The organism is Pseudomonas sp. H1_A03, assembly GCF_054685145.1.
This window is the reverse complement of the sequence record NZ_CP162829.1, coordinates 3,124,946-3,138,762: the sequence shown is the minus strand read 5'-3', so window position 1 is coordinate 3,138,762 and position 13,817 is coordinate 3,124,946. Positions and strand designations below refer to the sequence as shown.

Annotated in this window: 12 protein-coding genes; 6 read left to right on the top strand and 6 right to left on the bottom strand. The window is 60.2% G+C overall.

Annotated features, from left to right (window positions below; all coding sequences use genetic code 11):
• Positions 1 to 70 precede the first annotated feature (70 nt).
• A complete protein-coding gene (locus AB4O35_RS14480) occupies positions 71 to 2,380 on the top strand; it encodes a hybrid sensor histidine kinase/response regulator (RefSeq protein WP_065872719.1) in 2,310 nt (769 codons plus the stop codon).
• On the opposite strand, the gene AB4O35_RS14475 is transcribed toward AB4O35_RS14480, so the two are convergent.
• The 3 genes from AB4O35_RS14475 to msrB form a co-directional block, all read right to left on the bottom strand.
• Positions 2,334 to 2,813 carry a MarR family winged helix-turn-helix transcriptional regulator gene (locus AB4O35_RS14475; RefSeq protein ID WP_065872720.1) on the bottom strand — a complete coding sequence of 160 codons (480 nt, stop codon included), beginning with the start codon at positions 2,811 to 2,813 and terminating at the stop codon, positions 2,334 to 2,336. The two genes, AB4O35_RS14480 and AB4O35_RS14475, sit on opposite strands and share 47 nt — an antisense overlap.
• Positions 2,810 to 3,295, bottom strand: a complete 486-nt coding sequence (locus AB4O35_RS14470) for a glutathione peroxidase (protein ID WP_460149017.1) — start codon at positions 3,293 to 3,295, stop codon at positions 2,810 to 2,812. The genes AB4O35_RS14475 and AB4O35_RS14470 overlap by 4 nt, the downstream gene beginning before the upstream one ends.
• 146 nt (positions 3,296 to 3,441) lie before the next feature.
• Positions 3,442 to 3,834 carry a peptide-methionine (R)-S-oxide reductase MsrB gene (gene msrB / locus AB4O35_RS14465; RefSeq protein WP_049709285.1) on the bottom strand — a complete coding sequence of 131 codons (393 nt, stop codon included), beginning with the start codon at positions 3,832 to 3,834 and terminating at the stop codon, positions 3,442 to 3,444.
• A gap of 201 nt (positions 3,835 to 4,035) precedes the next feature.
• On the opposite strand from msrB, the gene AB4O35_RS14460 reads away from it, so the two are divergent.
• Positions 4,036 to 5,247: a pyridoxal phosphate-dependent aminotransferase gene (locus AB4O35_RS14460; RefSeq protein WP_065945660.1), complete on the top strand. Its 1,212-nt coding sequence runs from the start codon at positions 4,036 to 4,038 to the stop codon at positions 5,245 to 5,247.
• A gap of 305 nt (positions 5,248 to 5,552) precedes the next feature.
• Positions 5,553 to 6,440 (top strand): protease HtpX, encoded by an 888-nt coding sequence (htpX, locus tag AB4O35_RS14455; protein WP_034102803.1) that lies wholly within the window; start codon positions 5,553 to 5,555, stop codon positions 6,438 to 6,440.
• 269 nt (positions 6,441 to 6,709) lie between these two features.
• Here htpX and AB4O35_RS14450 read toward each other — a convergent pair whose 3' ends face one another.
• Complete coding sequence (locus AB4O35_RS14450) at positions 6,710 to 7,366, bottom strand: thiopurine S-methyltransferase (RefSeq protein ID WP_065872722.1); 657 nt, start codon at positions 7,364 to 7,366, stop codon at positions 6,710 to 6,712.
• 103 nt (positions 7,367 to 7,469) lie between these two features.
• On the opposite strand from AB4O35_RS14450, the gene AB4O35_RS14445 reads away from it, so the two are divergent.
• Positions 7,470 to 8,237: a DODA-type extradiol aromatic ring-opening family dioxygenase gene (locus AB4O35_RS14445; protein WP_065872723.1), complete on the top strand. Its 768-nt coding sequence runs from the start codon at positions 7,470 to 7,472 to the stop codon at positions 8,235 to 8,237.
• Between the two features lie 206 nt (positions 8,238 to 8,443).
• Here AB4O35_RS14445 and AB4O35_RS14440 read toward each other — a convergent pair whose 3' ends face one another.
• On the bottom strand, positions 8,444 to 10,117 hold the full coding sequence (locus tag AB4O35_RS14440; protein ID WP_065872724.1) for a DEAD/DEAH box helicase: 1,674 nt from the start codon (positions 10,115 to 10,117) through the stop codon (positions 8,444 to 8,446).
• A 423-nt stretch (positions 10,118 to 10,540) separates the two neighbouring features.
• Here AB4O35_RS14440 and AB4O35_RS14435 point away from each other — a divergent pair, with 423 nt between their 5' ends.
• The gene (locus AB4O35_RS14435) at positions 10,541 to 11,332 is read left to right on the top strand and encodes a crotonase/enoyl-CoA hydratase family protein (RefSeq protein ID WP_065872725.1); all 792 of its coding nucleotides are present in this window, start codon (positions 10,541 to 10,543) and stop codon (positions 11,330 to 11,332) included.
• Positions 11,333 to 11,483: 151 nt separating this feature from the next.
• Here the strand turns inward: AB4O35_RS14435 and AB4O35_RS14430 are convergent, their stop codons facing one another.
• On the bottom strand, positions 11,484 to 12,239 hold the full coding sequence (locus AB4O35_RS14430) for a spermidine synthase (RefSeq protein WP_049709291.1): 756 nt from the start codon (positions 12,237 to 12,239) through the stop codon (positions 11,484 to 11,486).
• A gap of 123 nt (positions 12,240 to 12,362) precedes the next feature.
• Here AB4O35_RS14430 and AB4O35_RS14425 point away from each other — a divergent pair, with 123 nt between their 5' ends.
• Positions 12,363 to 13,709, top strand: coding sequence for a class II 3-deoxy-7-phosphoheptulonate synthase (locus AB4O35_RS14425; protein WP_049709292.1), 1,347 nt, complete (start codon positions 12,363 to 12,365; stop codon positions 13,707 to 13,709).
• Positions 13,710 to 13,817: the final 108 nt, after the last annotated feature.

The window sequence follows — 13,817 nt, the reverse complement described above, 5'->3', positions numbered from 1 at the left end:
TAAGCCAGAGCCTGTGGATGTTCAGCTATGCTTGCCGGGCGAAGGGAAACGTAAAGTGGTTCAACACTCAATGGATATCAAGTTCGCCCACCGCTTGTCTTATAAACAAGCCAGATTGACTGTGCTGGTCGGTTTCGTGTTGGGAACCTTGCTCAGCCTGATCCAAATCGGCATTGATTATGCCAGCGAAGACGCATCCATCAACCGTGAAATTCGCTCGCTGATCGAAATCAGCCACAACCCCGCGTCACGCATCGCCTACAACATCGACGCCGAACTGGCCCAGGAACTGACCCTGGGCCTGCTGCACTCCCCCGCCATCATCCATGCCCAGTTGATCGACAATAATGGCGTGGTACTGGCCGATGTCGACCGGCCGCGCAAAGAAAGCACCTACCGCCCCCTCAGCGATTTTCTGTTTGGGGCCAACCGCCAGTTTGAAGATCGGCTGTTCCTGAACCCTATGCCCAACGAGTCCCTCGGCGTGCTACGGCTGGACGTGGACACTTATGCCTTTGGCAGCCGCTTCCTGCGCCGTGCCGAGATCACCCTGCTCAACGGGTTTGCCCGCAGCCTGCTGCTGACCGGCATCCTGCTGGGTCTGTTCTACGTCATGCTGACCCAGCCACTGGTGCGTATTATTCGCGAGCTGAGCAACCGCAGGCAGGCACGCCTGGATTGCCCGCCGGGCCATGAACACGACGAAATCGGCGTACTGGTGAACGTTGCCAACCAACAGTTCGAAAACATGGAGACGGAGATCCAGCAACGCCGCCACGCGGAAGACCGACTGACCGAATACCTGGGGCAATTGGAGGACATCGTCTCCGCGCGCACCTTGGAGCTCAAGGCCAGCAACCAGCGGCTGAGCCAGTCCAACGACGAATTGGAAGCGGCGAAGATGCATGCATTGGGCATGGCCCAGGCGCGTGCGGCGTTCCTGGCCAACATGAGCCATGAGATTCGCACCCCGCTCAACGGCCTGTTGGGGATGATCGCGCTGTCGCTGGACAGCCCGCTCAATGCCGAGCAGCGCCAGCAACTGTCTATTGCCCATGACTCGGGCAAAGTGCTGGTGGAGTTGCTCAACGATATCCTCGACCTGTCCAAGTTCGATGCTGGCCAGTTGGAGCTGGAACACATCCCCTTCGACCTCGGCTCGCTGGTGGAGGACACCGCTAACCTGCTGTCACAAAACGCGGCACCCAGTGTCGAACTGACCTGCCTGATCGACCCGCAGTTTCCCGCCCAGGTGCTGGGCGACCCGACCCGTGTGCGGCAAATCGTCAGTAACCTGCTGTCCAATGCCTTAAAATTCACGCGCTTCGGCCGGGTCGATGTGCGCCTCAGCGCGCTGGATGGCCGAGTGCGCATCGAGGTCTGTGATACCGGCATCGGCATTGCGCAGGAAGCCCAGGTAAAGATTTTCCAACCGTTCACCCAGGCCGGAGCCGGTATCACACGCCAGTTTGGCGGCACGGGTCTCGGCTTGGCGTTGACGCACAACCTGTGCGAAGCGATGAAAGGCCGACTGAGCATCAGTTCGGAGGTCGGCTTCGGCAGCCAGTTCTGCGCCGACCTGCCGTTGCCGATCCATTTGCCCGCCGTTCAACAGGTGCCGCTCAAGGGTGAGGTGATCGCCATCACCAGTGCCGGCAGCGGCCTGACGGAACTGCTGACCACCCTCCTGCCCCACTGGGGGCTGACACCGCGCTGCTACCCGCGTGATGAGGATTTAAGCGGGCAAACGCCGGACTTGCTGATCACCGACTGCCCCGAATGCCTGTTCCGCCTGCGGCCTTCCATCACCGCGCCGATCCTGCTGGTGACCGCCTATGGCAATTTCATGCCCAGCGAAGAAGTCGCGGCACTGGCGCCGTTGCAGCAACAGGCGCGCCCGCTGAGCCGCAATGCGCTGTATCAAATCCTGGAACGTAACTTGCGCAGCGATCACCCACTCATCCTTGATCCCATCCAGATAGAAGCCGTGCCCCTGGCACGCCGGGCGCGCATCCTGCTGGTGGAGGACAACGCGGTCAACCAACTGGTGGCCAAAGGCATGCTCAGCAAACTGGGGTGTGAAGTGATCGTGGCCGCCCACGGTGGGGAGGCGCTCAAGTTTCTTGAAGAACAACACTTCGACATGGTGTTGATGGACTGCAATATGCCGGTGATGGACGGTTACGAAGCCAGCCGGCAGATCCGTCGCAGCGGGCGCTGGCCGGAACTGCCGATCGTCGCGTTGACAGCCAACGCCCTTTCCGAAGAACGCGAGCGTTGCCGGGCTGCGGGCATGAATGACTACCTGGCCAAGCCGTTTCGGCGCGAGGAACTCAGCGCTTTGCTGGACGTGTGGGTGCCGAAGACGACACGTCTCTGATCTGCAGCAGCAACTGGTCCAAGCCGTCGCGCAAGGCATCGGCCTGGTTCAGGTCGATGCCGCTGTCGCACAGCAGCCGGGTCTTGAGCGCATGGGTCTGGTCGCGCAACTGCACACCGCTTTCGCTGAGGCTCAGGTGCACTTCTCGCTCATCCTTGGCGCTGCGCTGGCGCTTGACCCACTTTAGGTGCTCAAGGCGCTTGAGCAACGGCGTCAGCGTGCCCGAATCCAGCATCAAGCGCTCGCCCAAGGCCTTGACCGTGGGTTGCGCGGGGGCTGTGTCGTGCCATTCCCACAACACCAGCATCACCAAGTATTGCGGGTAGGTCAGGCCCAGTTGATCCAGCATCGGCTTATAGGCGCGGGTCACCGCCCTGGACGCAGCGTAGAGCTTGAAACACAGCTGGTTATCGAGGGCCAGGGATACGCTCATTTGAACAGGGCTTCGATCTCTTGAGTCAGGTCCTGCGGCTTGGTGGTCGGGGCAAAACGCTTGACTACCTGGCCGTCACGACCGATGAGGAACTTGGTGAAGTTCCACTTGATGCCTTTGGACCCAAGCAGGCCCGGGGCCTGTTGTTTCAGTTGCACGAACAACGGGTGGGCATTGCTGCCATTCACGTCGACTTTCTTGAACAGCGGGAAGCTGACGCCGAAGTTCAGCTCGCAGAACTCGGAGATCGCCCCTTCGTTACCCGGCTCCTGCTTGCCGAACTGGTTGCAAGGGAAACCCAGTACCACCAGCCCCTGGTCCTTGTACTGCTGCCAGAGTTGCTCCAGGCCCTTGTACTGCGGGGTGAAGCCACACTTGCTGGCAGTGTTCACCACCAAGATGGCCTTGCCGGCAAAATCGGCCAAGGTCTTTTGCTCACCTTTGATGGTGGTGCAAGGGATGCTCAGCAGGTTGTCGCTCATGGCAGTGCCTCGATAACGGAAAGAAAGAATAAACATAGTGATCAATTCAATTGTGTGCAATTCAATTGACCAGAATGATAGGCCGATATCAGACGATAACCGCTTCTGTGGCGAGGGAGCTTGCTCCCTCGCCACAGACGATGTGTTTATCGCGGGACGAGGTCCAGGCACACCGAATTGATGCAATAACGCAGGCCAGTCGGCGGCGGACCGTCGGGGAATACGTGGCCCAAGTGGGCATCGCATTTGGCGCAGGTAACTTCGGTGCGGATCATGCCGTGGCTGACGTCACGGATTTCGATCATCGCACTGTCGGCAATCGGCGCGTAGAAACTGGGCCAGCCGCAGCCGGAATCAAACTTGGTGGTCGAATCGAACAGCGGCTCGTTGCAGCAGATGCAGTGGTACACACCGTCCGTCTTGGTGCCGTTGTACTTGCCGCTGAAAGGTCGCTCGGTACCCTTGAGACGACATACGTTGTACTGCTCGGGGTCGAGCATGGCTTTCCATTCATCAATGGTCTTCTGCAGCTTTTCCATCGGTACACCTCGGCAACTGAAAAAGCCTGATCTGTGTCTTTTCCGTAGATCAGGCGGCACGTATGATTGCGCCTCTTCAAAACGCCAGTCTGGCACCCGCGCTACCGGCATTCAAACGTATTTATGGGGGCGGCCCCGCGGGATTCACAGTACGGTAGTGTCCACACCGTCTGGATCGTTCATTTTCAGGATCACATCGCCATGCAGGTCAGCAAATCGAACAAGCTCGCCAACGTCTGCTATGACATTCGCGGCCCGGTGCTCAAGCACGCCAAACGCCTGGAAGAGGAAGGCCATCGCATCCTCAAGCTGAACATTGGCAACCCGGCGCCCTTTGGTTTCGAGGCGCCGGACGAGATCCTCCAGGACGTGATCCGCAACCTGCCCACCGCCCAGGGCTACAGCGACTCCAAAGGCCTGTTCAGCGCGCGTAAAGCGGTGATGCAGTACTACCAGCAAAAGCAGGTCGAAGGTGTTGGCATCGAAGACATCTACCTGGGCAATGGCGTGTCCGAGCTGATCGTGATGTCCATGCAGGCCCTGCTCAACAATGGCGACGAAGTGCTGGTGCCGGCGCCGGACTACCCGCTGTGGACCGCCGCCGTGACCCTGGCCGGTGGCAACCCGGTGCACTACCTGTGTGACGAAGGCGCCGACTGGTTCCCGGACCTGGCCGACATCAAGGCCAAGATCACCCCGAACACCAAGGCCCTGGTGATCATCAACCCGAACAACCCGACCGGCGCCGTGTATTCCAGGGAGTTGTTGCTGGGCATGCTCGAACTGGCGCGCCAGCACAACCTGGTGGTGTTCTCCGACGAGATCTACGACAAGATCCTCTACGACGACGCGGTGCACATCTGCACCGCGTCCCTGGCGCCAGACCTGCTGTGCCTGACCTTCAACGGCCTGTCCAAGTCCTACCGCGTGGCGGGGTTTCGCTCCGGCTGGATCGCCATCTCCGGCCCCAAGCACAACGCGCAAAGTTACATCGAAGGTATCGACATGCTGGCCAACATGCGCCTGTGCGCCAACGTGCCGAGCCAGCACGCGATCCAGACCGCGCTGGGCGGCTACCAGAGCATCAACGACCTGGTCTTGCCCCAAGGTCGCCTTCTGGAACAGCGTAATCGCACCTGGGAACTGCTTAACGCCATCCCGGGCGTGAGCTGTGTGAAACCCATGGGAGCGCTGTACGCCTTTCCGCGGATCGACCCGAAGGTGTGCCCGATTCTCAACGACGAGAAGTTTGTGCTCGACCTGCTGCTCTCGGAAAAACTGCTGGTGGTGCAAGGCACGGCGTTCAACTGGCCGTGGCCGGATCACTTCCGCGTGGTCACATTGCCGCGTGTGGATGACCTGGAGATGGCCATTGGTCGCATCGGTAGCTTCCTCAAGTCCTATCGCCAGTAACGGAAACGGCGCTGTACGATCGACAATCGGTCGTACAGCGAGTATCTGGCAACACTTCTCTGCCCCTTCTCCGTTCCAGCCGTTTGCTGGCGCAGCAAAAGCTATCTCCCCCCCTATAATTACTGGGCTGGAAGGTATAGATGAACCGATCAGGGGGTCTTTTTCACGTCGGAAAATCCCTTCAAGGCTCTACATTCAGGCTGTAGGACACAGTTTGAAATAGTCGCTCGGTTGAATCACCCCATGCCGCACCTTATATACCCCGCAGTACGCGACATATTAAGCATGAGGAGAACTCTACAACCATGATGCGCATCCTGCTGTTCTTGGCCACTAACCTTGCGGTCGTGCTGATTGCCAGCATTACCTTGAGCCTTTTCGGCTTCAATGGGTTCATGGCGGCCAACGGGGTTGACCTGAACCTCAATCAGCTGCTGGTTTTCTGTGCGGTCTTTGGTTTTGCCGGCTCGCTGTTCTCGCTGTTCATCTCCAAGTGGATGGCGAAAATGAGCACCAGCACCCAGGTGATCACCCAGCCACGTACCCGGCATGAGCAATGGTTGCTGCAGACCGTCGAGCAATTGTCCCGAGAAGCCGGCATCAAGATGCCCGAGGTCGGGATCTTCCCGGCCTATGAAGCCAACGCCTTTGCCACCGGCTGGAACAAAAACGACGCACTCGTTGCGGTCAGCCAGGGCATGCTGGAACGCTTCTCGTACGATGAAGTAAAGGCGGTGCTGGCCCACGAGATCGGCCACGTGGCCAACGGTGACATGGTCACCCTGGCGCTGGTCCAAGGCGTGGTGAACACCTTCGTGATGTTCTTCGCGCGGATCATCGGCAACTTTGTCGACAAGGTGATCTTCAAGAACGAAGAAGGCCGCGGTATTGCCTATTTCGTGGCAACCATCTTCGCCGAAGTGGTGCTGGGCTTCCTGGCCAGCGCGATCACCATGTGGTTCTCGCGCAAACGCGAATTCCGCGCAGACGAAGCCGGTGCCCGCCTGGCCGGTACCGGGGCGATGATTGCAGCGCTGCAACACCTGCGCTCCGAACAGGGCCTGCCGGTGCATATGCCGGACAGCCTGACGGCCTTTGGTATCAACGGTGGCATCAAGCAGGGCATGGCTCGCCTGTTCATGAGCCACCCGCCACTGGAAGAGCGTATCGACGCACTGCGTCGTCGGGGCTGATAGCTCGGTAGTGACACCGAAAGGGGCGATCTGATCGCCCCTTTTTCGTGGGTACGTCCTTGACTATCGCGGCATAGCTATCTACACCTCTTTTGAAAGCGCAGAAGCATCCTGTAGTGAGCGGGCTTGCCCCGCGCTGGGCTGCGAAGCGGCCCTAAAAACCTGATATCGAGCTTTACCTGAAGAAACGCAGCGGTCTTATTGGGGCCGCTCCGCAGCCCAGCGCGGGACAAGCCCGCTCACTACCCTACTCTGTGGTCATCGCGGGCTCAGCGCATCGTCAGCTGATACACCCGTTCCTCAAGCCGCGTAACGCCGTCCTGCACGAACTTCCAGCTTTCGCCCAGGATGTCTTGCTCTTCCTGCACCGCCAAGGCCCAATGCGAGCTAAGCAGCACCTTCACCTCATCATGCGTCACCGCAAACGGCGGGCCGGACTTTTGCGTCTGGTCGTAGTCGAGGGTGATCAGCAGCCCCTGGCAACCCGGCCGCAAAAACGTATTCAGGTGTTCGGCATACTGCGCACGCAGCAGCGGTGGCAGGGCGATCAGCGCGGCGCGGTCATAGAGCGCGGTGCAATCAGCCAGGACTTGCGCGTCCAAGGCGAAGAAATCGCCGCACCATACTTCGATCAAATCCGCCTGATACACCTTGAAGGCGCCTCGTTCGGTGACGCGCGGTGTCAGACTCTGCTCTGTGAAGAAGGCTTCCACCGCCTGTTCCGACAGCTCCACGCCCAGCACCCGAAACCCCAGGCTGGCCAGCCACATCAGGTCCAGGCTTTTGCCACACAATGGCACCAGCACTTTGGCGCCCTCGGCGAGGGCCAACTTCGGCCAGTGCCGTTGCAGGTAAGGATTGACCTCGGGCAAATGAAAGCCGATCTGATTGCGCGCCCAGCGCTCCCGCCAAAACTCAGGCTCCATGGATGCCCCCAAAAATTCGATCAAATGGTGCTAAAACTTATATTAGATTTAGATCAATGATCTGATTAAAGATGGGCCCATGTTAACGCTCAGGACCCCACTTATGTTCCCCAGCCTGTTTATCTCCCACGGTTCGCCCATGCTCGCCCTGCAACCCGGCGCCAGCGGCCCGGCGCTTCAGCGACTTGCCGCCGAGATACCACGGCCGAAGGCAATCGTGGTGGTGTCGGCGCATTGGGAAAGCCATGAGCTGCTGGTCAGCGGCAGCGCCGCGCCTGACACCTGGCACGATTTTGGTGGCTTCCCCCGCGAATTGTTTGCCGTGCAATACCCCGCGCCGGGCGATCCGCAGTTGGCCGGCGAAATAGTCGAGTTGTTGCACGCCGATGATTTGAATGCACGCATAGACGACCAACGCCCGTTCGACCACGGCACCTGGGTACCGTTGTCGCTGATGTACCCGGCGGCAGACATTCCAGTGGTGCAGGTTTCCCTGCCCAGCCGTATGGGCCCTGCCCTGCAGACGCGGGTCGGGCATGCGCTTGCCAGCCTGCGCGACAGAGGTGTGCTGTTGATCGGCTCGGGCAGCATCACCCATAACCTGGGCGAACTGGACTGGCACGCGGGGCCTGAGAGCATAGAGCCCTGGGCGCAGGATTTCCGGGACTGGGTGGTGGATAAGCTGGCGGCCAACGATGAGACCGCGCTGCACGACTATCGCCGTCAGGCACCGCATGCGGTACGTAGCCATCCCAGCGATGAGCATTTGTTGCCGCTGTACTTTGCACGTGGCGCCGGTGGCGATTTCAGCGTGGCGCACCAGGGGTTCACCATGGGCGCCCTAGGAATGGACATTTACCGCTTCGACTAACGAACGCCTCCTCTTGTGGGCGCTGGCTTGCCTGCGATGGCGGTGGTTCAGTCAAGCACATTTATCACTGATACATCGCTATCGCATGCAAGCCAGCTCCCACATTGGATTGGGTGCTGATCCGGACACAGCCTGAATCCAAGGCAAAAAAAATCCCCGAACCAGTCGGGGATTTTTTATGTGTGATCAATCAGCCCAAGGGCGGATCAATCTTCGCGGTAGCGACGCAGCTTCAACTGCTTACCGGCAACGCGAGTGTCTTTCAGCTTGGTCAGCAGTTTTTCCAGACCATCTTCCGGCAGCTCCACCAGGGAGAAGCTGTCACGGACCTGAATGCGACCGATGGCTTCACGTGCCAGGCCACCCTCGTTGAGGATAGCGCCCAGCAGGTTCTTGGCAGCGATACCGTCACGCGCGCCCAGCGCGGTACGGCAACGAGCACGGCCTTCAGCCAATGGAACCGGAGCACGACGCTCACGATCACCACGGTCTGGACGGTCGCCAGTACGCTCTGGACGATCACCGCGTGGCGCGTTGTTCGGCACCAGTGGGCGTTCTTTCTCGATGGCTGCCAGGGTCAGGGCCTGACCGTTGGTCGCTTTACGCAGCAGGGCTGCAGCCAGGGCACGTGGGGTGCAACCGATATCGGCGGTCAGGCGGTCAAGCAGTTCGCCGTGGGTCGATTCAGCGTCAGCCACCAGCGGCGACAGGCTGTTGGTCAGTTTCTTGATGCGAGCATCCAGAACGGCCTGGGCATCCGGCAGGCGGACTTCGGCGACTTTCTGACCGGTCACACGCTCGATCACTTGCAGCATGCGGCGCTCACGTGGAGTCACCAGCAGCAGTGCACGACCTTCGCGACCGGCACGGCCGGTACGGCCGATACGGTGAACGTAGGACTCTGGATCGTACGGCATGTCAACGTTGAACACGTGGGTGATACGTGGAACGTCGAGACCACGTGCAGCCACGTCGGTCGCCACAACGATGTCCAGACGGCCATCCTTGAGGGAGTCGATCACGCGCTCACGTTGGTTCTGGGCGATGTCACCGTTCAGCGCAGCGGCTTTGTAGCCTTTGGCTTCCAGGGCACTGGCCAGGTCCAGGGTCGCTTGCTTGGTGCGCACGAACATGATCAGGGCGTCGAAGTCTTCGACTTCCAGCAGGCTCAATACAGCCGAGGTCTTCTGGTCAGCGTGAACCAACAGGTGAGCCTGTTCGATCGCGGTAACGGTCTGAGTCTTGGTCTGGATCTTCACGTGTTGCGGATCGCGCAGGTGGCGTTCGGCAATGGCACGGATCGACTGTGGCAGGGTGGCCGAGAACAGTACGGTCTGACGGGTTGGTGGCAGCGCCTTGAAGATGACTTCCAGGTCATCCATGAAGCCCAGCTTCAACATTTCGTCAGCTTCGTCGAGAACCAGGTGGTTCACGGTCGACAGGACTTTCTCGTCGCGACGCAGGTGGTCGCACAGACGGCCCGGGGTGGCGACAACGATCTGTGCGCCGTTACGGATTGCTTTCAGTTGCGGGCCCATCGGCGCGCCGCCGTAAACGGCCACAACGGTAACGCCTGGCATTTGCTTGGCGTAGGTTTCAAAAGCGGTTGCTACTTGCAGCGCCAACTCACGCGTTGGCGCCAGGATCAGGGCTTGCGGTTCGCGCTTGGCAGGATCGATGCAGTGCAGGATAGGCAGGGCGAACGCGGCGGTTTTACCAGTACCGGTTTGCGCCTGGCCAATCATGTCCTGGCCGGCCATGATGATCGGGATCGATTGCTGCTGAATCGCCGAAGGTTCTTCGTAGCCGGTCGCGATGACGGCAGCGAGAATGTTCGGGTTAAGATTAAAAGCGGCGAAGCCGCCGGTTTCCTGGGTCATGGGTCTGCCTCTAAGTGCATCCGCAAAGACCCATGCTCCAAAGCTGCGCATGCCGTGTTGAGACTCAAGAGTCGCCCTGGCTGCTTTGTCGGCGGGGATTTGCGAAAACGAATGAATGAAAAAGATTCGTCAAGGGAGAGTCCGCTGTGCGGACGTGCAGCCGAAGCTGACTTCGGGGAATTGCGCTACCTAAACGCGGCCCGGTTAAAGGCCGGCGCGCACTATACCGGAAATAGCTGAAAAAGGGAGCTTTTTTTATCGTAAAGCACTGATAAACCGCGTTGCGTCACAGTCTTTGCAGATAACACGCGTAAGGTCTATTTTTCAAAGGCCCGGCCCTGTTGGTCATTACGCTTAAACGGTTCACCCAACCCTTCCGACCCTTTGGTCTGAAACCCTTCCCCGCGCCCGAGGGCACACCCGATGAATCAAGCCAGCAGCAGCCGCGTCAGCCGAGAACTGCAGGGCCATGTCCTGCTGTTGGGCCTGGACCGGGTAGCCAAACGCAACGCTTTCGACCTGGACCTGCTCAACGCGCTGAGCCTGGCGTATGGTGAATTTGATCGAAATGCCGATGCGCGGGTGGCGGTGGTGTTTGCCCATGGTGATCACTTTACCGCCGGGCTGGACCTGGCCAATGTCAGCGCGGTGATGGCCGGCGGCTGGCAACCACCGCTGGGAGGCTGCGATCCCTGGGGCGTGTTTGCCGGCCCGCGTGTGAGCAAACCGGTGATCGTCGCGGCCCAGGGCTACTGCCTGACCATCGGGATCGAGCTGATGCTCGCGGCGGACATCAACCTGTGCGCGAGCAATACGCGCTTTGCGCAGATGGAAGTACAGCGTGGGATCTTTCCGTTTGGCGGCGCGACGCTGCGCTTTCATCAAGTCGCAGGCTGGGGCAATGCGATGCGCTGGCTGCTGACCGGCGATGAATTCGATGCCCATGACGCGCTGCGCTTGGGTTTGGTGCAGGAAGTAATGGCCAGCGAAGATTTGCTGCCGCGCGCCGTCGAACTGGCTAACCGTATTGCGCGCCAGGCACCGTTGGGTGTGCAAGCCACGTTGATGTCGGCACGGCTGGCGCACATGGAAGGCGAAGCCGTCGCGGCAGCGGCTTTGCCGCCAGTGGTGGATAAGTTGCTTAACAGCGAGGATGCCAAGGAGGGTGTGCGGGCGATGATTGAGAAGCGGCCGGGGGTGTTCAAGGGTATATGAACAACCTGAATTAGCCGTCGACAGTGATGGCCTCATCGCGGGCAAGTCGAAGCGTCGAACCGCCGCTCCCACATTTTGACTGCGTGCATCCTGTAGGAATGCGGTCGAATGTGGGAGCCGGGCTTGCCCGCGATGGCGTCGTTCCAGGCAACTAAGTAGCCGGCCGAATCGCCTTGATCAGCGACTGCAACGAATAGCCCAACCGCGGTGCCAGCGCTTCAGCACGAGCCGAAAGCGCGCCAAGGTCCAGTTCCTGATCCAACTCCGAAGGCACCAGCAGAATCACATTCCCCTCCTTCACTGGCAGTTCCCAGTAATGCCGGTGATACAACCCGCGCAACAACGCCGCACCCAACGGTTTGCCATCGTCGGTAGCCCACTGGTTGATCACCAGCCAGCCGCCGGGGTTGAGTTTTTTCTGGCAGTTTTCCAGGAAGGTCCAGGCCAGGTGCCCGACGCCGGGGCCGACGTCGGTGTAGAGGTCGACGAAAATCAGATCGGCCGACTCAGCCGTGTCGAGCAATTGCAGCGCGTCGCCGACGCGGATATACAGCCGTGGGTCATCGTCCAGCCCCAGGTATTCGATGGCCAGGCGCGGTACGTCGGGACGCAACTCGATGGCCTCCACGTCCTCCAGCGGCAGGAACTTCAGGCACGCCTGGGTCAACGTGCCGGCGCCCAGGCCGAGGAACAGCGCGCTTTCCGGCTGCTCATGGCACAACGCGCCGATCAGCATCGCGCGGGTGTAGTCGTACTCCAGCCAGCTCGGGTCTGCCGTGAACACGCAGCTTTGCTCGATGGCATCGCCGAACTCGAGAAAACGGTAATCGGCCACTTCGAGCACACGGATCATGCCGAAATCATCATGGACTTCGGCGAGCAGGCGCTCGACACGCTCCTCGGTCATCACTACTCCTAAAGGGTTTGCTGCACGGCAAAGGCGCGATTGTCGGCCAACCGGCGGCAACAGGTCACGCACTAATTGCTGATAACATTGGCGCCCGACCGTCAATCAACAATCGAGTGCATGATGAGCCAACCCTGGAGCCCCGACAGCTGGCGCGCCCTGCCGATCCAGCAACAACCCCAGTACCCGGACGCTGCGCACCTGCTGCACGTGGAGCAGAGCCTGGCCAGCTACCCGCCGCTGGTGTTTGCCGGGGAAGCCCGCGAGTTGCGTCGCCAGTTCGCCGAAGTGACCCAGGGACGCGCGTTCCTGCTGCAAGGTGGCGATTGCGCCGAGAGTTTTGCCGAATTCTCCGCCGCAAAAATCCGCGACACCTTCAAGGTGTTGCTGCAGATGGCCATTGTGATGACGTTCGCCGCCGGCTGCCCGGTGGTCAAAGTCGGGCGCATGGCCGGCCAGTTCGCCAAGCCGCGTTCGGCCAACGACGAGACCATCGACGGCATCACCCTGCCCGCCTACCGTGGCGATATCGTCAACGGCATCGGTTTCGATGAAAAAAGCCGCGTGCCGGACCCGGACCGCTTGTTGCAGTCCTATCACCAGTCCACCGCCACCCTCAACCTGTTGCGCGCGTTTGCCCAAGGCGGTTTTGCCGACCTGCACCAGGTGCACAAGTGGAACCTGGACTTCATCGCCAACTCCGCCCTGGCCGAAAAATACAGCCAACTGGCCGACCGCATCGATGAAACCCTGGCCTTCATGCGCGCCTGCGGCATGGACAGCTCGCCGCAACTGCGCGAAACCAGCTTCTTCACCGCCCACGAAGCGCTGCTGCTCAATTACGAACAAGCCTTTGTGCGCCGTGACAGCCTGACCAACGACTACTACGACTGCTCGGCGCACATGCTGTGGATCGGCGACCGTACGCGCCAGTTGGACGGTGCCCACGTCGAATTCCTGCGCGGGGTGAACAACCCGATCGGCGTCAAGGTCGGCCCGAGCATGAACCCGGATGACTTGATCCGCTTGATCGACATCCTCAACCCGGACAACGACCCCGGCCGCCTCAACCTGATCGCGCGCATGGGCGCCGGCAAGGTCGGCGACCACCTGCCAGGCCTGATTCGTGCGGTACAGCGCGAGGGCAAGCAGGTGCTGTGGAGCTCCGACCCGATGCATGGCAACACCATCAAGGCCAGCAGCGGCTACAAGACCCGCGACTTTGCGCAGATCCTGGGCGAGGTGAAGGAATTCTTCCAGGTGCACCAGGCCGAGGGGACATATGCCGGCGGGATTCATATCGAAATGACCGGGCAGAACGTCACCGAATGCATCGGCGGCGCGCGGCCGATTACTGAAGATGGTTTGTCGGACCGCTATCACACCCATTGCGACCCGCGGATGAATGCCGATCAGTCGCTGGAGTTGGCGTTTTTGATTGCTGAGACGTTGAAGCAGGTCAAGCGCTGAGATTTTTGTCGACTGAGCCGACGCCATCGCGGGCAAGCCCGGCTCCCACAGGGGAATGCGCTCCAAATGTGGGAGCGGCGGTGCGACGATTCGACTTGCCCGCGATGG